Annotated in this window: 24 protein-coding genes; 13 read left to right on the plus strand and 11 right to left on the minus strand. The window is 54.0% G+C overall.

The genetic code is table 11. The features are described from left to right. Positions 1-19: 19 nt before the first annotated feature. The 5 genes from JMJ04_RS07370 to JMJ04_RS07390 all read right to left on the minus strand — a co-directional run bounded on the left by JMJ04_RS07370 (position 20) and on the right by JMJ04_RS07390 (position 4,539). Positions 20-1,384, minus strand: coding sequence for a DUF4129 domain-containing protein (locus tag JMJ04_RS07370; protein ID WP_201369880.1), 1,365 nt, complete (start codon positions 1,382-1,384; stop codon positions 20-22). Further along, complete coding sequence (locus JMJ04_RS07375) at positions 1,369-1,620, minus strand: hypothetical protein (protein ID WP_201369881.1); 252 nt, start codon at positions 1,618-1,620, stop codon at positions 1,369-1,371. Before JMJ04_RS07375 ends, JMJ04_RS07370 begins: the two co-directional genes overlap by 16 nt. A 263-nt stretch (positions 1,621-1,883) precedes the next feature. After that, positions 1,884-3,101, minus strand: a complete 1,218-nt coding sequence (locus tag JMJ04_RS07380; protein WP_201369882.1) for a glycosyltransferase family 9 protein — start codon at positions 3,099-3,101, stop codon at positions 1,884-1,886. 131 nt (positions 3,102-3,232) lie between these two features. After that, a complete protein-coding gene (locus JMJ04_RS07385) occupies positions 3,233-3,850 on the minus strand; it encodes a superoxide dismutase (protein ID WP_201369883.1) in 618 nt (205 codons plus the stop codon). Between the two features lie 173 nt (positions 3,851-4,023). After that, a complete protein-coding gene (locus tag JMJ04_RS07390) occupies positions 4,024-4,539 on the minus strand; it encodes a GNAT family N-acetyltransferase (RefSeq protein ID WP_201369884.1) in 516 nt (171 codons plus the stop codon). A gap of 190 nt (positions 4,540-4,729) precedes the next feature. On the opposite strand from JMJ04_RS07390, the gene JMJ04_RS07395 reads away from it, so the two are divergent. Continuing rightward, positions 4,730-5,134: a response regulator gene (locus JMJ04_RS07395; RefSeq protein ID WP_201369885.1), complete on the plus strand. Its 405-nt coding sequence runs from the start codon at positions 4,730-4,732 to the stop codon at positions 5,132-5,134. Positions 5,135-5,185: 51 nt separating this feature from the next. Here JMJ04_RS07395 and JMJ04_RS07400 read toward each other — a convergent pair whose 3' ends face one another. Then, positions 5,186-5,572: an ArsR/SmtB family transcription factor gene (locus JMJ04_RS07400; protein WP_201369886.1), complete on the minus strand. Its 387-nt coding sequence runs from the start codon at positions 5,570-5,572 to the stop codon at positions 5,186-5,188. Between the two features lie 486 nt (positions 5,573-6,058). On the opposite strand from JMJ04_RS07400, the gene JMJ04_RS07405 reads away from it, so the two are divergent. The 7 genes from JMJ04_RS07405 (at position 6,059) to JMJ04_RS07435 (ending at position 13,488) form a co-directional block, all read left to right on the plus strand. After that, positions 6,059-6,763 carry a DUF8166 family protein gene (locus tag JMJ04_RS07405; RefSeq protein WP_201369887.1) on the plus strand — a complete coding sequence of 235 codons (705 nt, stop codon included), beginning with the start codon at positions 6,059-6,061 and terminating at the stop codon, positions 6,761-6,763. An 18-nt stretch (positions 6,764-6,781) separates the two neighbouring features. Continuing rightward, on the plus strand, positions 6,782-8,518 hold the full coding sequence (locus JMJ04_RS07410; RefSeq protein WP_201369888.1) for an ATP-binding protein: 1,737 nt from the start codon (positions 6,782-6,784) through the stop codon (positions 8,516-8,518). Positions 8,519-8,522: 4 nt separating this feature from the next. Then, complete coding sequence (locus tag JMJ04_RS07415; RefSeq protein ID WP_201369889.1) at positions 8,523-8,894, plus strand: hypothetical protein; 372 nt, start codon at positions 8,523-8,525, stop codon at positions 8,892-8,894. Between the two features lie 15 nt (positions 8,895-8,909). Continuing rightward, positions 8,910-9,815 carry a glycosyltransferase family 9 protein gene (locus JMJ04_RS07420; RefSeq protein ID WP_201369890.1) on the plus strand — a complete coding sequence of 302 codons (906 nt, stop codon included), beginning with the start codon at positions 8,910-8,912 and terminating at the stop codon, positions 9,813-9,815. Between the two features lie 190 nt (positions 9,816-10,005). Then, positions 10,006-10,842, plus strand: coding sequence for a hypothetical protein (locus JMJ04_RS07425; protein ID WP_201369891.1), 837 nt, complete (start codon positions 10,006-10,008; stop codon positions 10,840-10,842). Between the two features lie 250 nt (positions 10,843-11,092). Next, positions 11,093-12,052 (plus strand): AAA family ATPase, encoded by a 960-nt coding sequence (locus tag JMJ04_RS07430; protein ID WP_201369892.1) that lies wholly within the window; start codon positions 11,093-11,095, stop codon positions 12,050-12,052. After that, complete coding sequence (locus JMJ04_RS07435) at positions 12,052-13,488, plus strand: DUF58 domain-containing protein (protein ID WP_201369893.1); 1,437 nt, start codon at positions 12,052-12,054, stop codon at positions 13,486-13,488. The genes JMJ04_RS07430 and JMJ04_RS07435 overlap by 1 nt, the downstream gene beginning before the upstream one ends. A 63-nt stretch (positions 13,489-13,551) precedes the next feature. On the opposite strand, the gene JMJ04_RS07440 is transcribed toward JMJ04_RS07435, so the two are convergent. Beyond that, positions 13,552-13,836, minus strand: a complete 285-nt coding sequence (locus JMJ04_RS07440; protein WP_201369894.1) for a helix-turn-helix domain-containing protein — start codon at positions 13,834-13,836, stop codon at positions 13,552-13,554. Between the two features lie 403 nt (positions 13,837-14,239). Here JMJ04_RS07440 and JMJ04_RS07445 point away from each other — a divergent pair, with 403 nt between their 5' ends. The 5 genes from JMJ04_RS07445 to JMJ04_RS07465 all read left to right on the plus strand — a co-directional run bounded on the left by JMJ04_RS07445 (position 14,240) and on the right by JMJ04_RS07465 (position 18,999). After that, positions 14,240-15,406 carry a citrate synthase gene (locus JMJ04_RS07445; RefSeq protein ID WP_201369895.1) on the plus strand — a complete coding sequence of 389 codons (1,167 nt, stop codon included), beginning with the start codon at positions 14,240-14,242 and terminating at the stop codon, positions 15,404-15,406. A gap of 125 nt (positions 15,407-15,531) precedes the next feature. After that, the gene (locus JMJ04_RS07450) at positions 15,532-16,206 is read left to right on the plus strand and encodes a chromate transporter (protein ID WP_201369896.1); all 675 of its coding nucleotides are present in this window, start codon (positions 15,532-15,534) and stop codon (positions 16,204-16,206) included. 3 nt (positions 16,207-16,209) lie between these two features. Further along, entirely contained in the window at positions 16,210-16,722 is a 513-nt protein-coding gene (locus JMJ04_RS07455; RefSeq protein ID WP_201369897.1) for a chromate transporter, read from the plus strand. A 295-nt stretch (positions 16,723-17,017) separates the two neighbouring features. Next, positions 17,018-18,310, plus strand: coding sequence for a hypothetical protein (locus tag JMJ04_RS07460; protein ID WP_201369898.1), 1,293 nt, complete (start codon positions 17,018-17,020; stop codon positions 18,308-18,310). Continuing rightward, entirely contained in the window at positions 18,286-18,999 is a 714-nt protein-coding gene (locus JMJ04_RS07465) for a hypothetical protein (protein WP_201369899.1), read from the plus strand. The genes JMJ04_RS07460 and JMJ04_RS07465 overlap by 25 nt, the downstream gene beginning before the upstream one ends. 91 nt (positions 19,000-19,090) lie before the next feature. On the opposite strand, the gene JMJ04_RS07470 is transcribed toward JMJ04_RS07465, so the two are convergent. From JMJ04_RS07470 to JMJ04_RS07485, 4 genes are all read right to left on the minus strand, one after another. Continuing rightward, entirely contained in the window at positions 19,091-19,570 is a 480-nt protein-coding gene (locus JMJ04_RS07470) for a DinB family protein (RefSeq protein ID WP_201369900.1), read from the minus strand. A 5-nt stretch (positions 19,571-19,575) separates the two neighbouring features. Continuing rightward, entirely contained in the window at positions 19,576-21,021 is a 1,446-nt protein-coding gene (locus JMJ04_RS07475; RefSeq protein ID WP_201369901.1) for a replication-associated recombination protein A, read from the minus strand. 30 nt (positions 21,022-21,051) lie between these two features. Then, positions 21,052-21,630: an O-methyltransferase gene (locus JMJ04_RS07480; RefSeq protein ID WP_236037949.1), complete on the minus strand. Its 579-nt coding sequence runs from the start codon at positions 21,628-21,630 to the stop codon at positions 21,052-21,054. Between the two features lie 125 nt (positions 21,631-21,755). Then, the gene (locus JMJ04_RS07485) at positions 21,756-22,643 is read right to left on the minus strand and encodes a DMT family transporter (RefSeq protein WP_201369902.1); all 888 of its coding nucleotides are present in this window, start codon (positions 22,641-22,643) and stop codon (positions 21,756-21,758) included. Positions 22,644-22,713 lie beyond the last annotated feature (70 nt).

The raw sequence follows: 22,713 nt of genomic DNA on the forward strand, positions 1-22,713 counted from the left end.
CGCTACACTGCTTTTATTTTTACCCCTCTGACACGGTGTTGGCTTTCTGACGGAAGACCTGCCACTCTTGCTGCACCTGGCCAAGCGTCTGCTCATCGGGGACATAGCCGCCGTAGCGTGTGAGCAGGTAGGCATCGGTCACTACCTGTAGCTCCTGCTCGCCGTCTGCCAGCCGGGTCGAGAGCCGCCGCCCAAACTCAACCGGGGTCTCCTCCTGCTGACGCCGCACACCACGCTGGTCCGCCCATTGCAGAAGCGCGCGATAAATCTCGCGAATGGTACGCACAGCGGGTTCGCCCTGGATCTCTTCCCTGGCCTGAACCACCCCGGTCGTAGGCTCCTCCTTGCGTGGAAAGAAGCGCCGCCAGAGCTGGCGCAAGAATAAGAGCGCCTGGCGCACAAAGAGCTCCCAGGACCAGATACTCTCGCGCTCATCACGCAAAGCCTTACGCCTTCTTGTGACCATTCCCCGGCGCTGGCTGATCCTGCGCCAGATAAACCACACCAGTACCACTAGCAGGACGACAATCGCCAGGATGAGGAATGCATCCAGAGTAAAAACATAGGGCGAAATACTGGGAGAGGGTTGTGCATGACGCGCCGCTGGAGGCTGCTGGGGAGTTTTGTGCTGGTTCAATGTCGGCGCCCCGGTCTGGAGATGCAGCGCGTTCAATAACCAGAACAACGGCGAGACCAGAACAACAGCGATGGTTGCTAAGATGTTTGCGATCACATCAAAGATCGCACTCAGGGGACCCTGGACCTCAGCCAGAAATGCCGTGCTGACAAATCCAACCAGGATCAGGCCAAGAAACATCATCACCAGGCAGATCAGACCCACCACGCTAAAAATTGAGCGCTCCTGACCCGCAATACTTCCTTGTAGTCCACGTGTATGGCTCAAGCGTAAGAATGAGGCCTGCGCCAGTGAATGCGCGATGAGCGCAAATGAGAGGAAGAGCACAATCATCAGGAACAGGAGAGGAACACCCGCCGCGCCACCTGAAGAGCTAGAAAGCAGGAGTGCCAGCACAATCACGCCCAGGCCGATCTGCAATGATTTCATCACATCACCCGGCTCAACACGCCGGCTGGTAATCACCACGCCGCGCCAGATGAGAAATGCGCTTATGACCAGCACAAAAATTGTATGGAGCCCTCCGGGTTTGAGTAACAAAATATCATTGAGGGCCACCAGAACCCAATTCACAGCGTAGAGGGGGAAAGTCCCCGCGTATCCACTTCCCCAGATCACCAGCAGAGCCAGAACTACCATGCTGCCCACGCGCACAGGCATATTCTCAAATAATGAGGCTTCAGATTTCTCCTCGCCAGCCTGAACGCTCTGCGCCTGGGCAAACCAGACACCTACCGCCAGAGGCACATACAGCCCCAGAGCGGCAACAACGGTATATGTCCGCCTATACCTACCACCGCAACTACCAGAACTATAGCATATATCCAGCAAGCCTCCATCGCGGCAAAGACGAACGGCACAAACCGCTCGCCCAGGCTCAGCTCTTCAACGCTTTCATTCTCCTCTTCCGGGCGCTCAAGTGCTCGTTCGCGTGTCCTCCGCGTCTGACTGGCGCTGTGAGAGGGTTCAGGAACAGATTTCATGGGCTGCTACCCTTCCTCATAATTTGACTGATGCACCTATTACGCTCTCAGGGTGCGAGATCTCACAGATATCACTGCTAACAAAGCCTGGTAGCCACTCCTTCAGCTACACCTTTATAATATATATCTTTGCGTTACATGACTAAACGGCTACAAGTCTTGCATTTTATGCAGCAGTTATCCACATTTTTTGTGGAAAAGCTGAGCTGAAATGTGGATATCTTGCCTTTTCTCGCTTGCCAGAGCCTCATATCCAGGCGCAACTATTGTAGCGCCGCCTGGACCAGCTTCTCGGGCGGAATGCTATCAATAATCGTTGTTCTATCCCAGAGGATAGCTGCTTCTACCTGTTGATAACTAAAGGGATTAGGCTCCAGCGTGACGCCTCGGTGCCAGGGACTGGAGGCCCAGATAGCCATGGAATAGATCGTACCTGGCAGATAAGGCGTGATTGTAGGAATCTGGAGCGCGCCCGCGATATGTCCCGGCCCCGTGTCGTTAGAGAAGACTATGTACGCATGCTGGGTAAGCAGCGCCAGGTCGCGTAGCGTCTCCGTGGCATAGACCAGCACATTCGCGTTGTTGTTTGTACCACGAAATGTGCCAAAGTCTTTCTGCATATCCGCCACACGCAGCCCTTCGGGATGGAGTTCATCGGGGCCACAGAGAATGAGAAACTCTATCTTCTGCCCAGGAGAGCGCCGAGCCTCTTCCCGAGAGAAGTGCTCCAGAACCTCATCCCAGCGACAGTAACACTTGGCAATCACCACAGACTGAAAGAAACACACAATGCGTAGTGCCTCATCTTGAAGGTGAAGCTTACGCGCCAGGCGAGTATAACGTGCCTCATCAGCAGCACCCAAGCGGATACGAGGCTGCACCTGCTCTCCCGGCAACGCTCCACGCGGTAGCTGCAAGAGGTTCTCGATAAAATCGGCGTAGCGCCGCTCAACCCCATGCCCTGCATAGCTACGTACACCCACGCGAAAAAGCCTGGCAAGGGTGGCAATTCTGCGCGTAGCCCCATGTTCTTCAACCGCCTGCTCCATTAACTCAGGCATACCATCGTGACCGCCATGCAGGTCAATGCCCAGGGCAACGGCGCCTCTGGCACGCTCCAACCTGCGCGTAAATATATCCTCGCCCGACATGGCCTCAGAGAAGGTAATCGTGGGCCAGTATGCCTGCTGGTAGAGCTGCTCTTTAAAGAGGGTCGATACACCTTCATCTATGATAACCTCGACCGCGATGCCAGCCTTCCCCAGGTACTGCAACGCCAGTAAGATCCCCTCAAGCAGCGAGGTCGCCACGATACTCTCACCCAGACGACCCGCCTTCCCCCCCAGGCGCACCACGACGACATCGGCCTCGCGCACAAGCTCGTTCACATGCCGGAGCAGCGCCCGCTCCTCGGCCCTCACCCCACGTTCTTGTTGTACCCCCCACTCATGCAAAAAAGCCAGATCGTACGCCTGCTCCATCGTCTACCCCCTGAAAAAAATGCTTTATTCTACTTTTGTAATGGTATCTATAATAACATCTTTACCCAGGGTCACACAAAAAAGAAGCTTATGCATGCATGAGCTTCTTTTTTGTGTGACCCTGGGTAAACTTATTTCGCCCCACGGGCCTGCGCATAGCGCTTATTAACCTCGTTCCAGTTCACCACATTCCACCAGGCATTGAGGTACTCGGGGCGGCGATTCTGGTACTTCAGATAATAGGCGTGTTCCCAGACGTCGTTGCCCATCACTGGGAAGAGGCCCTCCATAAGCGGGCTATCCTGGTTGGCGGTCGAGATGACCTCCAGGTTCCCATTACGGTCGATCACCAGCCACGCCCAGCCAGAGCCAAAACGCTTGGCACCCGCGTCATTAAAAGCGTTCTTAAAGTTATCAAAGGAACCAAACTTGGCGTTGATCGCGTTCGCGATCTCACCTGTCGGCTGCCCACCAGCATTGGGTCCCATGATCTGCCAGAACATCGTATGGTTACTATGACCACCGCCATTGTTGCGCACGGCTGTACGAGCACTTTCCGGCACCTCGTTAATGCGGCGCAGCACCTCATCAACGGGGAGATTGGCGAACTCGTGACCTTGCAAGGCGTTGTTCAAATTAGTGACATAGGTCGCGTGATGCTTGTCATGGTGCAGTTGCATGGTCTGTGTATCAATATAGGGTTCAAGCGCTTTATAGTCGTAAGGAAGTGGTGGAAGCTCAAATGCCATAAGACTCTCCTTCACACAGGGAAATATTTTCGGGACGAGTAAGCACAGACATAAGTATCTGATCACTTCCAGTATACTGAGTCGGGCATAACGCTATAGCGGCCATATCCATCAATCATCCCTGTTTCTTCCCCTGCTCTTCTAGCACGTTCACCATCCTCCCATCGTCTCACTCACAAAGGTTGCTCATCCCGGCGCATCTCCACAAAATCGCGCCTACCATAGCGATTCTCTTGCGTGAAGGTGCGCACACGTTGAAAACCAACACGCTCATAAACACGCAGAGCACGCTCGTTCCAGGCTAGCACATACAGCCATACCTGCCGTGGCGCATATTGCTCGCGTATAAACGCCAGCGCCGCTTCAACAAAGGACTGCCCCAATCCTCTCCCCGTCAGGTCGGGTCGCAATCCCAGGCCAAGGGCACTCGCCTGGCGTGTGGCATCGAGAAAGATCCCTGGCTCGCCTGCATTCCAGACCAGGGCCGAGGTGCCGATATTGAAAAAGCCGACCAGTTCTCCCACGTCATTGCGTACCCCGAAGTATGGGCTACGTAGATCTAACATCTCTGCCTGGAGTTCTTCTAGTGACCCATCGCCCAGGCTGTAAATCGTGTACGGCTCTTCATAGCGCCAGGTTCGCAATTCTTGCACATCCTCGCGCGTCAATGGATGTATATCAAAATTCATTCATGATTCTCCTTACCCGTGAGCGCCGCAGGCGCAAAAGCGAGTGCCTGTCGAACCTCGATATCATATGCCTATCTCTGTTCTTGAAGGATAAAACGTGGTATAGTCAAGGGCGAATTCATATTTCGTCTGTGACCGAAATTGCAGAGCCAAAAACGTATACGATAAGAAAGATTAATTGGAGCAATATATGGCTCAACAAAAGGATTTAGAGCAGTACTCATCAGGAGACCATAATAGCCTTCAAACCATTCTTATTGTTGAGGACGATGTAAACATCGGCGAGGTCCTCGTCCAGGCCATTTCTCAGGAGACATCATACTTTGCCGTCTTTGTGCAGAATGGCTTTGAGGCACTCAAAACGGTAGAAGGTATCAAGCCCAGTCTCTTCATCCTGGACTATCACTTACCACGTATGAATGGCATTGAACTCTATGATCGCCTGCATGCGATGCCAGCACTCGTTACCATTCCCGCCATTATGATGAGCGCGCGTCTGCCACAAAAGGAGCTTGCCAATCGCCAAATCCTGGGTATGAATAAACCCATCGATCTGGATGAATTTCTCCAGGCGATTGAACAACTCCTGGAATAACTGCCTATGAGCATGCCATACTTAAGTGGCGGCAGGGCCAAAGGCTGTCTATCAGGATTCTGAACCTGCGTTCCGATAATCGGTGTCGAGGGCTTCTAACAAATCACGAAAGGCCTGCACAAGTTTATGGTTACATAAACTATAGTAGACTGTGTTTCCCTGGCGGCGCGAGGTCAGCAGGCCCGTTTGTGCTAACTGGCGCAGGTGCTCCGAGGTGGTCGCGGCCGATAAGCCTATGGCCCTGGCGATATCTCCCGAGCGCATTTCTAGAATAGGTGTTTCCTCCTCTATAGAAGAAATGGCCAACAGTTCCACAATGGCACGCCGCCTGGTATCACAGACTGTATCTAAAAATCGATCGATGTACTGCTCTATCTCCGCCTCTCGTACAGGTAATTTATTGTGATTGGCACTTACAGAGGTTTGCTCGCTTGCCATAACGTGTCCTCTCCAGCTTATGATTTCGCCCAGTCAAATGGAGAAACTTACCTGAGCAGTTGTCACATTATATGATGTTTCTCCTCATCAACGCAAAACGCCCTTTTTTGAATATACCCTTCTAGAGTTCTTATAAGATATTGCAGAGAAAAACGTCGTTATCACAAACTTTACGCCACCGGTTCCACGCCTAGAACATAGCAAATATCGATAACGCAAATTTTAAATAATGTTGCCATGCAAGCTAAAAATTTGCGAAAAACTTCTTCTTCCAGCACTGTTTTTACTGATTATCCTATCAACTCCCAATGGCTTAAAAAGCCACTCCGGGCGACAAATAGCACAAGTCTTAAATGCCTGTATCGCACGAGGCGACTTTGTGTTATAATGCCGCCAAACCATTTGTTCTAAAAGCTTCATCCTGAAACACAGAGAGACATTCACAAGCGTTTCTATTGCAACCGGGAAGTATTTCGAGGTTCTAAGATGATTATCGGGAAGATCGTGAAATCTGACTCCCATATTAACTATGTCTGCCAGGTATATGGCCCACGCGAAGTCGAAGTCGAGCCCGGACCGGCTGACTACGCCTTTGGCCGCTTTGTGCGTGTCGCTGTCCGCTCCGGACAGGGCGATGAGCCAGACCCGCTTGATGTAGCGTTGGGGCGCAACCTGGAGCCAACCACATACGCGGTCGGCGTGATCTACGACACGATTCTCCTCAATCCCGCCTTTGGCTCGCTCGGCCCCCGCCTTTCCAACGAGACTCAGGTTGAGCTCTTCTCACCTGACTATATCTCTGAAAAAGCGGTACTTATCTATATTATGATTCTGGGTATGCTGGAGCAGCAGCGCGATGAGCTGGGCGAGAATCATGTGCTCTCCACGATGCACGGTGTCCCCCTGCTCTCGCTGGAACTGGGAAGCGAGATCGAGACCATGAACGATGAGGAGGTGCGCGCCTTCCACTTCTTCAGTGATCCCAACGATCCCGGCAATCCCAACGGGTCCCAGGCCTATCTCCACATGGGCTACCTTCCGCATATTATTTCGCAGCGCAATAGCCTCCTGCCTATGGTCACACTGCGCATCATTGACCAGTTAGAGCGCCTCTTCCCGCAAAACCTGGCGCTGCTCTCTATCGTTAAGCGTAACTTTGCCTGGCGACTCAAGGTTGAAACCACAGGATAACGGAGGTTCCTTTCTACCATGCTCGATGCCTTTTCAAGCGCGACCGCTCTCTCACCCATCCGTAAACCTGTCGGTATCACCAAGGGGCCTGGTGAGAGCAATCACGAATATACCTTTGTCTCGCGTGACGATGAGCAGGTGCTCAAAAACGGCGAATACGTCTATTACGAGCTGTTTGAGCCAGAGATGCTGGGAGCTGATGGCAGTTCCCGCCTGCGTACACAGCGCGTCCTGGGCCGCATCATCAAACGCGTCCCGCTCCAGCTCTATCCCGACACCTTCCTGGGCGAGCCAGAGATTCCGCCCGCCCAGGTGGCGGCCATGGTGGGCTACAATACGCGTACCAACGAGCTGTTTGAGCTACATGTGGCCATCATGGGTTACTATGATCCCCTAACCGGCTCGTTTATCAATCCCTGGATTCCCCCACAGTCAGGGAAACAGATCTACCTGGCCGACGACGAGATGCTCGCCGATATCCTGAGCCGCAAGAAAGATAAACAGTTTGGCTCGGCAACAATTGGCTCGCTATTGACCCGTGCGCCTGGCACAGTTCCCATCGTGCTCTCGGTCAAAGATGTGGTCAGTACTCACCTGGCAATCATTGCCAGCACGGGCGCGGGCAAGAGCTATCTCGCCAGTGTGGTCATCGAAGAGCTGATGCAACCCCATAATAAGGCCTGCGTGCTGATTATCGATCCTCACGGCGAATATAGCACCCTTGATGAGATCGCCAACGTCGCCCATTTTAGCGAGCCAGGCGATGGACGCCATCAGGGCTATCGCCCCGGCGTGCGCGTCTACAAGCCTGAGCAGGTCAAGGTCCGTATCTCGACGCTGACCATGGGTGATATGCGCGCCCTACTCCCCGAGATGACGGAGAAGCAGCAGTATCTCCTGAGCCGCGCGATGCGCAAAGTACGCGAGCGCAAGGGCGATACCCCCTGGGGTGTGGCCGATTTAAAGCAAGCCATCAAGAGTGTCTCCAAGCAGAAGACCGATGATGATAGCGAGGGAGCCGACGATTCAAGCACGGTCCACGCACTTAATTGGCGTATTGAGCAGCAATTTGAGCATAGTTTTACCTTCGATGATACTCAGCACCTGGATCTGCGTGAGATCTTCAAGCCTGGACAGTGTACCGTCCTTCAGCTCAATGAAATCGATGAGCGCGACCAGCAGGTCATCGTCGCGACGTTGCTGCGCCGCCTGAATAAGGCGCGTATGGATACCGAGCGTGGCAAGGTCCATTCAGGCGAGTTCCACCTCCCTTACCCGGTCTTCGTTCTGCTGGAAGAGGCCCATCACTTCGCGCCAGGCGGCGCGGAGGTCGTCTCGACCTCGATTCTCAAGCAGGTGCTGGCCGAAGGGCGTAAATTTGGTATCGGCGTGGGCCTGATCAGCCAGCGTCCGGGCAAGCTCGATGCCGACGTGTTGAGCCAGTGTCAGACTCAGTGCATCATGCGTATTGTCAACGAGATCGACCAGAAAAGCGTTGGCGCCGCCATCGAGGGCGTTGGGCGCGACCTGCTGGACAATCTGCCTGCGCTCTCTAAGGGCCAGGTTATCGTCGCAGGCGCGGCGGTCAACACCCCCGTCATCTGTCGCGTGCGCACACGCCATACTCCTCACGGTGGAGAGAGTAAAGATGCACCCGATCTCTGGCAGAAGTACTTCAGCCCGGAAAACCAGGAGCAGCGTCGCCGCGATGAGGCGCCCCTCAATGGAAACCGTGGCTTCAATATGATGAGGTAGGGACATGGCTGTGACCAGACGCTCGATATTGCTGATACTACTCTTGATCGCGCCCCTGGCATGGGGACTACTCCTGCTCTATGCCCGCTTTGTGCCACCACATACCTTCCTGGCCTTTACCTGCTTTTTCGCGCTCCTGGCCCTGGCTCTGACAAGCACCTTGACACCAGTGGTATATGCGCTCGGATCGCGCCTCTTCCCGCGGCACATCTACCAGGCAACACTGCGGCACGCGGCCCGACAGGCCATCCTGCTGACGCTAATCGTACTCTTTAATCTGATTATGAGCGCCCTGCATAGCTGGAATATCTACACCTCGCTGGCAATCCTGGCTGCGGCAGTCGTCTTTGAAATCCTGGCGTTGGCGCGCAAATAATTTAAGCTGAAATGTATGCACATCTGTATCATTCGTCCAGGCGCCCTGGGGGATACGCTCCTGGCCCTCCCGGCCATCCAGGCCCTACGCGAGCACGAGACCATTGAGCGGGTCACCTTTGTGGGACAAGCTGCCTTCGCGCCTCTCCTGCTCGCGACCAGCCTGGTGACAAGCTATCTAGATTATGAAGATACCTGCTGGAGCCAGCTCTTCTTGCCCCAGGGCATCCGACATCCAGAGCTGAGGGCGCTACTAGCGGATTGCCAGCTCGTCGTCTGCTGGCTGCGCGATCCTGATGGTTTAATCGCACAGAATCTACGCGCCACAACCCCAGGGCGCGTCGTTGTGACTTCAGGTCGGCCGGGTGAGCACGCAGGCATGCATACCAGCACCTATCTTGCCAGTACGCTTGGTCTCACACTCCCTGACGAGCCTCGCCTCACACTCGTCCCTTCAACAACTCCCCAAGTGGAGGCCACTTCGCGCTTCTTCGCCATCCATCCCGGCAGCGGAGGTGCGCACAAGTGCTGGTCTATACAGGGGTATGCCGAGGTTATACAGGCGCTCTGGCGACGCGATATTCCCGTGTTGCTGCTCGCCGGACCCGCCGATACTGACCGCCTCGCTGAGCTACGTCAACTCTTATCCACACCTCCCCCTGGCCTGCTTACGCTGCTGGAGAACGCGCCGCTCCTCCAGATTGCACACGCGCTACAACACTGCCGAGCCTACCTGGGAAACGACTCGGGGGTCACGCACCTGGCGGCCCTGCTTGGTATTCCTACCACTGCCCTTTTTATCGCCAGTGACCCACATACCTGGCATCCGCTAGGGCGCTCGGTACAGATCATTGCTGCCCAGGAACTAGGAGTTTTGTCCGTCTCTGAAGTCCTTACCGCCCTTGAATCGTTCCTAATATGACATCATATGCAACTTATTTTGTATGGATAGCACATCTCTGGGTAAGGTATGGTTCGGTGACGGGCAGGCTCCGCCTGCCCGTCACCGAACCATACCTTACCCAGGTGAGCGCCGCAGGCGCGAGGAATCACGCACACAAGACGCATAGGATTAGTATGGTAGTGCCTGGAAGAGAGGAGGGACTTACAAGATGAATGATTTTCCACAAATGCCACCTTCACCAACCCCATCACAAGATAAGCTTATTCTTCCCGCTCAGCCCGCAGAGCCAGAGCTCGCGACCATAGCTGAGGGTCAGCAAACCTCGCCTCAGGGAGCCGCTGCCTCCTACGCCAACTATGCGCCACTCCCCCAGAACCTCGCAGGACCTGCCCCGTTGGTGCACTACACACCCATACCCCCTGTCCCCAGGGGTCCAATAGCTAGTTTAGGCTACTACTGGCAGAAAGATCCCGCCTATCGCTTTCTTCTGCTTTCAATCGCCTTTGTCTTGCTCGCAAGCACAGCCTTTGCTATCGTCCTGGGTAATTATCTGACACAGGGTACAGGGAATTCTCCATCCCCAAATCAGGCCCAGGGGCCAGGCCTCCACGGAAATCCGACCGCCACTGCACACCCCCAGGTGACTGCGACTCCCGCGCCGCAGCCATCGCCATCACCAACGCCAACGCAGCAGCCAACCCAGGAACCGACAGACACGCCAGATCCAACCCAGCCCACTACCGGCCAGTTGAGCGTTCAGATCATCAACGCCCCAGCCGTGGTCAATAATGGTAGCAGCGTCCAGATAACGGTCGCCAGCCAGCCAGGAGCCACGGTTCGCCTCTCGGTACGCTATCAAGCCGCGCCCTTTGTCGGCGGCGGCGCCACAACCCTGGTAGGGGATAGTGGCACAACCCAGTTACGCTGGAACGTCCGCGTCATCAGCTCCCAGGATACAAGCGCCCAGCTCACAATCATCGCCACCGACCAGAATGGCCAGTCCACTCAGTCCGCGCCCGTGACCGTCCAGATCAATGTGAAATAAGTTGGATAAACAGCGTATGGTGGCGGCTTGGCGCAGCCAAGCCGCCACCATACGCTGTTTATCCTATGCTAAGCGCCACAGGTACCCGGAAAAGTTGATTATCCGTGCTCGTCTGTGAAATTTCGCCTACTTTGGGCGTATAATGTCAAGAACAGTCAAGAACGCAGCTTAAAACAAGCGAGAGGCCATATACTTCTATCTCAAGTATTTTCCACCATCAACATATTCAGAAACATGTATAAGGGGACCTATGACGCAAATTGATGAGATTAGACAACTTCAAGAGGCCGTGCGTGTTGTTCGCCAGAGCGTAGGCAAAGTTATTGTCGGCAAGGAAGAAGTCGTTGAGCTTCTGATGGTCGCCTTGCTCTGCGAAGGTCATGTCCTCTTTGAGGATGTTCCAGGCATCGGCAAAACAACGCTGGCGAAATCCCTCGCCCGCTCCCTCGGTTGCAGCTTCCAGCGTATTCAGTTTACGCCAGACCTGCTGCCCTCTGATGTCACTGGCATTACCTACTATAATCAAAAAAAGGGCGAGTTCGAGTTTCGACCCGGCCCCCTGCTCTCTCAAATCGTGCTTGCGGATGAGATTAACCGCGCGACACCGCGTACGCAGTCCGCGCTGTTGGAGGCAATGGAAGAACGCCAGGTAAGCGTTGAGCGCGAGACCATACGCCTGCCGCGCCCCTTTATGGTTGTCGCGACCCAGAATCCGGTTGAGCTTGAGGGAACGTTCCCCCTACCCGAGGCCCAACTCGACCGCTTCCTGCTACGCCTGCGCCTGCATTATCCAAGCAAAGAGGAGGAGCGCCAGATTCTCCAGCGCTTCAAGGAAGCCCAGCCCCTGGAGGAACTCAAGCCAGTACTGAGCACAGAATGGCTGCTCAAGCTCCAGCAGATAATTCGCCGCATCCATGTCGAACCAAGTGTGGAGAGCTACATCGTCGAAATTGTATCGGCGACGCGCACTCACAATAATATTGAACTGGGCGTAAGTCCCCGTGGCACGCTGGCGCTCTACCGAGCGAGCCAGGCCTATGCCGCCATTCAGGGGCGCCATTATGTCATTCCCGATGACGTCAAACAGGTAGCGGTTCCGGTCCTGTCTCACCGCATGATTGCGACCAGCCAGTCGCGCCTGCATGGACAGCTCATGGAACAGATTGTAGAAGAGATCTTACACAATGTCGCGGTTCCGGTAGAGTCATAATGCACAATTCACCACAAGGCCGCGCCTTTATTCGCGGCAAAGGCATTACCGATGGCATCTGGTACACCCTCTGTGGCGTGTTGGTTTTGCTCGGCATCATCGCCCGGCAGCCATTGCTGGTGGTTGTGGGAATATTGCTGCTGCTGATCATTATCACAACGGATATCTGGTCGCACTACTGCCTGGTTGATCTCCGTTACCAGCGGAAGTTTAGCCACCAACGCGCGCTCTTTGGCGAGGATGTCACGATGTCGGTGACGGTGGAGAACGCCAAGATCCTCCCCCTACCCTGGCTGGAGGTAGAGGATACCCTGCCACGCTCTCTACCACTGCGCGAGCAAGAGCTGCGTAGCGCAATCCTGAGTAATAACGCCCTGCTAGAATGTCTCTTCAGCCCACGCTGGTATGAGCGTGTAACGAGGAACTACACTCTGCGTTGCGTCCAGCGTGGCGTGCATACCTTTGGCCCCACGAGACTCCATAGTGGTGATGCCTTTGGCTTCATTGCCCAGGACCAGGAGCTTGATAATCTGCAACATGTCATGGTCTATCCGCTCGTCGCGCCCCTGGAGAGCTTTAATCTTCCCGCGCGCCATCCCTTTGGCGATCAGCGTGCGCCTCGTCGCCTGCTTGAAGATCCCTCACGCATCATTGGCGTACGCGAATACCGTTATGGGGATAGTATGCGCCGCGTGCATTGGAAGGCCACAGCCCGTAGTATGCAGATGCAGAGCAAAATCTACGACGCCACGACGACCTATACACTTGAGATCTTCCTCAACATCGATACACGGCCAGACGTGTACTACTCTATCCATCCCGAACTCCAGGAACTTTCTATCAGCCTGGCAGCGTCAATCGCCTCCTGGGGCCTGGACAATGGCTATGGAGTTGGGCTATACGCGAACACTATGATGTATATCCCTGATGAGAAGCGAGCCGACACAAGTTCAGCTTCCACGGGTCAACAGGAGCAGCCGGCGCTCAATCTGGAGGCTGAAGTAGCTCAGCAGCTCAATCGCAGGCGTATTCGTCTCCCAGCCTCAAGTAACGAAGAGCAGCGCAAGCACATTATGGAGACCCTGGCACGTATCCAGGGCTACTTTGGGGCCAGCATCGACGAGGTCCTGCAAGCCGAGAGCAATCGTCTCCCCAATGGTTCGACGATCATTCTCATTACCAGCAACCTGGGTGACCGTATAATAGATCGCCTGGCGCAAATGAGGCGGCGTGGACACGCCATCAGCGTGCTTTTCGTCAATGACAGTCCACCACCAGCACGCGTGGGCGGCATCAATGTCTACCACATAGGCGGAGAAGAGCGCTGGCAGGAATTGATCGCACCCTTTACCCCATCTAACACAGCCGGAGAACAAGAGCCAGCGGAGCCAGGCGCTCCACGCCCCCTGCCAGCCGTTCCCAGCCTGCACCTCTAACATTCATGCAGTCGGGCGTAAAAAAAGAGAGTCCTGTGACTCTCTTTTTTTACGCCTATCGATCTATACGTTAGGAACCCAATCTTCAGCATGTGGCAGATCATCGCCACTCCCGGGCCGCTCATTGAAGGGTGTCAGTGCGTCTTCGGCCACATCCTCGTTGCTCGGACGAAGCTGCAACAGTGCCTCCAATTCTGCTTGCCTATAGAGCCGCTGTCGCTTGATCCCCTGCCGGTAACTGCGCAAAAGCCCGCGGCTAACGTAAGTATACAAGGTCGATAATTTCACGCCGAGAAAATGGGAAGCCTCTTTGCCATCCAGGTAATTCTCCCCATTCAGTTCTATCAAGTTACACCCTCCTTCCATACAGAAAATCTGGCCGTTCTACGCCTTTTTTCCCAATGATAAAGATCGTTCCACATTTTGTCAATCTACTTACACTACACTACTATAGCTTCCTAAAAATTTGCTTTTGCACCTGCCTCAGTTCGCTACGCTCGCATTGGAGTAAGGTATGGTTCGGTGGCGGGCTCGGCTCTGCCGAGCCCGCCACCGAACCATACCTTACCCCGAGCGCCGTAGGCGCGAGGGGTCATACCGACCAATGCAATCAATATAAATCGACTATTATCGAGTTACATCAAAGCATAACATAAGAAATCCAATTTCATTGACATTCATCATAGTAAATGATACAACATACAAAAGAGATAAACCATTTACACATACTCAGCAAAGGAGCATATGCAGTATGTCAATGCCGATTTCTGGTCCTAACCAGGCTACAAATGCTACCACAGCCTCCGCGCCCAAGAATAAGGGTGGCCTGGAGGGTATTGTTGCCGCAACGACGGCCATAAGCAAGGTTGAAGGCAATACTGGCCGCTTGATCTATCGCGGCTATAATATACATGACCTGGCACGTACAACTATTTTTGAGGAGGTCGTGCACCTGCTCTGGTTTGGACATCTACCAAGCCAGCAAGAACTGACCAACCTTCAGCAACGTTTCGCCGCTGAGCGTACCATCCCCGAGAATGTGATGGTGGCGCTGCGTGCTTTACCCACAAGCACTGAGCCTATGGACGCTCTGCGTACCGCCGTCTCCGCCTGGGGCGCGGTTGCCATCAAAGGCCAGCCCACGGTGGATCAGGCCATCGCCCTGACGGCACGCTTCCCGCTCTTCCTGGCAGCGTTCAACCGCCTGCGCCATGGTCAGGAGCCTCTGGAGTCAAAACCCGAACTGGGACATGCCGCGAACTATCTCTATCTGTTGACGGGCGAGGTCCCCTCTGAAGAGCACGTCCAGGGCCTGAACGCCTATCTCGTGCTCCTGGCCGACCACGGTATGAACGCCTCAACCTTTACGGCGCGTATCGTTGCCAGCACCGAGTCCGATATCGCCTCCTCTATCGTGGCCGCCATTGGCGCTCTCAAGGGTCCCCTGCATGGTGGCGCACCCTCTAAGGTACAGGATATGCTGCATGAGATCGGCACTCCTGAGAATGCCGATAGCTGGATTCGCGACGCAATCACGACTGGCAAGAAGCTGATGGGCTTTGGGCACCGTGTGTACAAAACCACCGATCCACGCGCAGAAGAATTACGTGAGATGGCTCGCGTCGCCGATCCTCAGGGTTTCGTCTTCACGCGTCGCGTTGAGGAACTGGCGATCTCCATTCTGGAAGAACTCAAGCCGGGACGCCGCCTCTATACCAATGTTGAGTACTATTCGGCGGCCCTGATGGCCTCTGTTGGCCTCAGCGGCGACCTCTTCACGCCTACCTTCGCGGTGAGCCGCGTGGGTGGCTGGACCGCTCACGTCCTTGAGCAGGCTGGCAATAACCGCCTGATCCGACCCGAGGCCGAGTATACCGGATCAACCGACCTGGCCTTCAAGCCACTCAACGAGCGCTAGTGGCACGACGCTACTGAAGTGCGCATCTACATATAAGACAAGCATATGTAGACGTGTACTTCAGTAGCGTCGTCCCCTCTTCGTCTCCCTCGTCGGTTTTCATCTCACGGTAAGGAAGTCCTAACATGCAAACCCAGGCACCACCTTTCGCCACAAACCTTCCACCCTCTCTGCGCCCCTCTACCTGGAAACTCCTGCGCATATGGACCCTGATCGGCCTGCAATCCTTCGGCGGTGGTTCCTCTACCAGTTATCTCATTCAAAATACCTTCATTGATAAACACCGCTACCTTACTATTGAAGAATACATGCATTTCTGGAACTTATGTATTTTTACGCCAGGGATTAATCTGGTCGCGCTCACTATTCTCATCGGGCGCAAGCTTGGTGGGATACGCGGTATTCTGATCTCGCTGGTGGGCATGCTCGTGCCAAGCGCGGTCGTCACCTGCCTGCTGACGGCGATCTTCACGCTTATCCAGGGAAATGCCATCGTCCAGGCAGTGATGCGGGGCGTGGTTCCCGCGACGGCGGGACTGATGCTGTTGGTCGGGCTACGCTTCGCCCAGCCGCTCTTCAAGCAGGCACAAGCCGAGGGATCAAAAACCTTAATCATAAGCACGATCCTGGTCCTGGCCTGTGCCGCTACAATTATTCTGCTGGAGGTCTCGGTCATTCCAGTACTACTGTGTACGGCATTGCTCTCTATGCTTTTCTTTACGCCATGGCGCGCCAAGGGCAACCCGGCGACAGCACAACAGGCCATTGAGGCCAGCCACGAGGAAGGAGCGGAGAAATAAGCCATGGTCGATCCCATCATCTACTTCCTGCTCTTTCTGAAGGCTTCGCTCTTCTCGACTGGTGGCCTGAGCAATCTACCAAGCTTACGCCAGGATCTGCTGGCTCACGGCTGGGCAAAGGAGGGCTTCTTTGGCGAGTCGGTCACTATCGGCCAGCTAAGTCCAGGCCCCAATGGCCTCTGGGTCATCAGCCTGGGCTACTTGACCTACGGCATCGCAGGCGCACTTATGGCCCTGATCGCGATCACCCTGGCGGCACTGCCCGTCCTGCTGGTCTCTGCAGGCTATGCGCGCATCCAACGCCAGCGCTGGGTTCCCGGCTTTATGCATGGGATCTCGCTCGCCGTGGTTGGTATCCTGCTCACCGTCGTCTGGTCCATCATCAAACAGCCAGGCATCGACTGGCGGGGTTGGTGTATCGCGGGCGTAGCCGCTCTGCTTGGGGCAACCAAGCGTGTCAACCTGTTTATCATCCTGCTCCTGGCAGGTATCGCGGGCTACTTCATCTATCGCTAGAAGTCACATCACTTCAACACATAAATAAGGGAAGCATATTTTGGGCACGGCGAATGCCCAAAATGTGCTTCCCTTATAGCTGTTAGAAACTTTGGCTGATCTCCATAACTTCTTCCCAGAAGCCTCTCTGTCTTTCTTGCACAAGTAATAAATTCAGCAACAAAAGTATAATATTCATGTAGTGGAAAGGAAGCATAGTGTGATGTTTCCCTTTTCATAGTTATAGTAAGAGTACTATACCTAATAAATAGCTATCCTGATTTGAGGGAATTTTTACAGAGAAAGAATATTATGCATGAAAAACCGGATAGAGAGGCGAAAAAAGTGGGCATTATTTCTAAGGACCAGGGATTCCTGGTTGTTAAAGCGGCTATTATCTCTACTTCAAACGCTCTGTACGATGATACAAAGAGATTGGCAGGCTGATAAGTATTTCCTCCTGGCGATAATCTTGCTTGTATGGACCTCTGTAGTGGTTATCGCTTATTATCTAAACCATCCTCAACCTGAACCACTGGCAGATAGTTGGAGTTACCTTTATGTCGTCAACCAGATACAGCATCACGGGCAAATAGTTAATTTCTGGCGCTTACCGGGTTATCCTTTTCTGATTTACTTGATCTATACACTAGCTGGGCAAGGTAATCTGGGAGCAGTAAGCATAGCACAAGGAATGCTTTTTATTTTTAGTACGCTGGAACTATATATCCTGGGCTCATTGATTCTACGTCGCTCCTGGATCGCCTTTTTGCTTAGCCTGTTTGTTGGGGCAGACATAGTGATTTTATCCAACGTCAAGCCCATCATGTCGGAAGGAATGGCTCTCTGGCTGCTCATTACACTGGCCCTGGCTGTAACGCTCTTCTTACACACATTACGTCTACGTTTTTTTTGGCTGGTGATACTCTGCGCTCTTCTCCTCTTTTTCACACGGCCCGAGTGGATATATTTGCCCCCGTTTTTATTTGCGTACCTATTGTTGGTAATATATTGGCGAGGCTTGCAGAGGCGCTTCATTGTACCTATCTTGATTGCAACGCTTCTTCTCTATGGTTTTCTCAGTGGCTACACACTATTGAATACAATGCAGAATAATTTTAACGGCGTTACCTGGATTCAGAACATCAATCTGCTGGGCAAAGTCTTGCAATATCGGATGGAAGATGAGGCTTGCCCGCAAGATGCAAAAATTAGTCACATCCTGGACACCTATACGAAGAGAGGCATAACTGATCCATATATCATTCTATCTCAGCAACCAGTATTGGCCCGCGATTATGCAGCCCGATCAGGTAAATTCGCAAAAGGAATTATCCTTCACCACCCTGGTGAGTTCGCACTGAAGTCTATACCAATCTTTTTCTCATCGCTAACCGATTTCCATCTACAGTCAGCTGTGCAGACTGACGGCCCCTTTGGCGCGCCTCTGAAGTGGTTACAGGATGAATTCCACGCCTTTTATTACTACAACATCCTTTTCCCTTTATGTGCTCTCATCTGGGTTCTTCTCATGTGTATCAGAAAAATGCGCCAGCATGAGATGGTACAGAAGCTGGGGCAATTGTGTTGCTGGTGCTCTATGGCATAATAGTTACGACGCTGGCAGCTTATAGAAGCATAGATTATGCACGCATCTATACGTTGCTTAACCCTCTGTTGTTCCTGATAATAGGGGGAACATTCCTTGCTCCTTTTCTGCTTTTGTGGGCAGGAAAGCTACGCTTCATCTCTGGAGTTGGGAATAATGAAGGCAAGCCTGTGCGAATGGCTCATAATGGGATACTGATACACCAGCCTAAGAGTCTCTTAAAAGTCGCTTTCAAGCAGAAAATGCCCTTACTATTGGTACTACTCTCTGTTTTACTCGCTATTGTTTTGCTCGTTATAAGAAGCTCCAACATTCTAGTAGCCCAAGTTTCCTCCCACGTAGTTCCCCTGGCGTGTCACAAAGAGACTGATAGCGGAATGCTACATGGCAATGGGGTGGGTATTTTGTTTATCACGGTCGAGAATACCGGCCAATATATTGGACCTACAACTATGCAGGTAGAATTCAAGACCAGTTCGACCATTGTTCCTCAAGTTAAGCTTAATGTCGTGATTCCAGCTCTTCTGTCTGGAGCCCAAAGGCTGATCATGGTAGATATACCGAAGCCTCCGCAGGATGGTAGCTTCCTGAACCCTGTAGGTCCGATCAAGATTTCGCTTAATCTTACTCAAGGCAAAGAGTTAGCAAATATAAAGCAGGCGGACAATATCCTTATTACACATTGTTAGCAAAGAGTTGAACGCAGGGATCTTGAGCTTACAAATAATAGATGAGAAGAGGTTGCGGGTGGACACCCGCAACCTCTTCTCATCTATGCCTCTAAATCAGCTTCTCGTGCTTACCCGCCATGTGGCGGAGCAGCTCCAGTTGCCCAGCGTGATAGGTCTCGTGCCATTGCAACATCCGCAGGCCCTCGCCTACGGTACGCTTATCAGTGGGATCGGGCTTATGGGCGAGGGCTTCAGGCGTGCTCTGCTCTAGTGCTGTCTGTAAGCGCTGGTGTGAGCTTTCCAGGCGCTCGACCAATGTCGCCAGGGGCAAGGCCTGCTCTGGATTGGTCAGAGGCTCGGACTCCCGCTTATAAATTTCAGTCTCGTGCTCGTCCAGGACCGGTGTCTCTCCCAATGCTCTGAGTGCAATATCGCGGTGGACGACGATATGTCCGATAACCCAGTTCATGCAATTACCACCTGCGGAGGGCAGCAACAGGCTCTCCTCGGTCGTTACATCCTTAGCCTGCATGGTAATGAGATACTGGTTCCGTTTGAAGAAGGACGCCAGGGCTTTAGCTTCTGTCATGTAAATCACTCCTTTGTATCCTGTTCGGCTTGACGCTTCGCCAACCACCGCTGGATGCTGGCCTCTTTTCCTTGAGTACCCGGTTCATAGAAGCGCTGGCCCGCGAGGCGCTCGGGGAGGTATTCCTGGAGTTTAGTCACGGGCGGGCGCTCGGGATCGTCGCTCTGCATATCCTTGTAGAAGTCATGTGCGTATTTATAATCCTTGCCGTAGTCCAGATTCTTCATCAACTGAGTGGGAGCGTTGCGAATCCACAGCGGCACAGGATCATTGGGGCCATTCATGATCTCTGCGCGGATCTGGCTATACGCGTTGTAGACGGCATTGCTCTTGGGTGCCGCCGCCAGGTAAGCCACAGCCTCTGCCAGGATCACGCCTGCCTCCGGCATGCCAACAAAATGCGTGGCCTGCTGGGCCGCGACACAGATCGAGAGCGCCTGCGGGTCCGCCAGGCCAATATCCTCAGCCGCCATACGCACGACACGCCGCGCAATGTAGAGCGGGTCCTCGCCCGCTTCAAGCATGCGCACCAACCAGTAGAGGCTTCCATCGGGATCGGAGCCGCGTACAGACTTATGTAGGGCCGAGATCATATCATAGTGCTGATCGCCGCTCTTATCATAGAGCAGGGCGCGATGCTGCATGACCTCCTCAACCAGCGCGAGGGTAATGTGGCGCTCATCTGTCCCTCCACCGCTCATGATGCCTTGCGCCGCCAGTTCCAGGACATTCAACGCTGTGCGCGCGTCCCCACTGGCAAAGATAGAGATGGCCTGCAAGGCCTCCTCGTCGCTGGTAATATGATACTGTCCCAGGCCATGCTCGTTATCCTCCAGTGCCCGCTGGAGGATGCGCACGATCTGTGCTTCGTCCAGGGCCTTGAGCACAAAGACACGGCAACGTGAGAGAAGCGCACTATTCACCTCGAAGCTGGGGTTCTCGGTTGTGGCACCGATCAGGGTCACTGTGCCACGCTCGACGTGTGGCAGCACAGCATCCTGCTGGGCCTTGTTAAAACGGTGAATTTCGTCAATGAAGAGGATCGTGCGCCGCTGGGAGAACTGGCGCAGTTTGGCGGCCTCGTCGACCACGCGCCGCAGATCCGCCACACCCGCCGAGGTGGCGCTCAAAGTCACAAAGCGCGCGTCGGCATGGCGCGCAATGGCCTCGGAGAGCGTGGTCTTGCCGCTGCCCGGAGGTCCCCAGAATAGCATTGAGGTGACGCGTCCGGACTCAATCGTTCGCCGCAGGAGCTTTCCGGGTCCCAGCAGGTGCTCCTGGCCGACGATCTCGTCCAGGGTACGAGGACGCATCCGCGAGGCCAGGGGTTCCCCAATTACTTGCGCCCCCTCCTCGCTCTGCGCTGGCACGGCCTTTGGCCCACTCGCCTTCGGGCTCGTATCCTTCTCGGAGAGGTCACTCCCCCCAAAGAGGGAAAATTGCTCTGGCATAGCTACGTCCTCCATGTTCTTTAAATGCTTCTAAGCGATCCTGGTCGCGATGAGCAGCCCGGTTGACCAGTTCAGCTTACATATTCGCAAATCCGAGCGCTGCTCCAGAGTCGCTATCAGGGTCGTGACTCTTGGCTCATGGGCTGGCTCCCAACTCTCCAGAGGCCTCAGATCATCAATGATATAGAGCCCACCTGGCCTGAGCAGGGCCAACGTCTCATCCAGAAGCTCAAATTTTCCTGGCGGCATATCCGCGAAAATAAGATCAAAGGTACCTGCTTGCTGGGAGCGAATAAACGCCACACCATCGCCTGTGTGAAAAGTGACGCGTGCATCCCCGCTCAAGAAGTGCCGCGCAATCGCATTGTAGCGCTCATTCTTGTCCACAGTCACCAGGCGCGATGCAGTATCCATGCCATCTAGCAACCATGCGGTTCCCATGCCTGTACCGGTTCCCAGTTCAAGAAAGTTTCCTTCTGGTTTACTCGCCACAAGCGTCCTTAACAGCGATCCCGTTAGAGTATCAGACTGCATGGTAAAGTCAGTTGCGCGTGTCGCCTCCTCAATCTGCGTCAGCAACGCCGGCAGTATAGCCTGAGTGTCTATCATCGCGTCCTCTCTTCCATGAGTATATTCGATAATCGTACCCCTCAGTATAAAACCTCGTTCCTCCAGGTGCAACCAACACACTTTTATCACGCCCATGGCTTCGTGCAAGTTGTATGTGTCCGCCTCTACAAGTTTACCAGGGCGATACCCGCTAAGATGGCTCCAATGCCCAGCCACTGGCTCCATTGCAGCCGCTCACGAATAAAGATCCAGGCTAGCAGGACCGTGACTGCGCTATAGAGCGAGGAAAGCACGCTCACCAGCGAGACCTGACTTAGCGTTACGCCATAGGTATAGGCAAAGTAGGCAATGGTATCGAGTATCCCTATCGCGGCTAAAAGCCACCAGACCGAGCCGCGTGGCCAGGTCAATCGCTGTCGACTAATTGGTACGCACAACGTCAATACCACGGGTGTGAACAGGCGAAAAATCCAGATTGGCACCACAGGCCCCAGCGCCGGCGTCACCTTAAAGCCAAGCATCCAGAAGGCGATGCCATAGCCTATCGATGCCAGGATCGCCAGGAGCACACCTGGAGGCAGCTTTCCTCGTGGCTTGAGCGCCAGCGCCGCCCGCGCCTCCGGTTCCTGCGCGCTCAGGGGAGTCGCCACGACCGTCACCCCCAACAGGACCACGCCCATTCCTAGCAGTGGCACCAGCCCTATACGCTCGCCAGAGGCAAAGGCCAGCAAGGCCGTGACCGCGCTATAACAGGCCGAGATAGGCGAGGCAATCATGACGACCCCAATTTCAAAAGCCCGGTAGAGCGCCAGCGAGCTTAAAGTGTTCAAGCTAGCCGCTAGCAATGCCCAGAGCCAGATCTCCCACGCACTCCGCGCCAGTACGACCTGTAATTGCCCACTTGCCAGCAGAAAGATGCCCAGACCCAGCAGGCCAAAGAACTGCATAAATAATAGCGTCCGATACGATCCTATGCGCTTCGAGGCGAAGCGCACAAAAAAATCAGCGCCACCCCAGAAGAGTGCCGCCAACAACCCCAATACAATCCCCATGTCCCCTCCAAAACAAATTTAAATTTACCATTATAAATGTATCGGCAACCTTGCTCTTCTCAAAAGAGGT

This window comes from Ktedonobacter robiniae (assembly GCF_016587375.1).
Lineage (GTDB): Bacteria > Chloroflexota > Ktedonobacteria > Ktedonobacterales > Ktedonobacteraceae > Ktedonobacter > Ktedonobacter robiniae.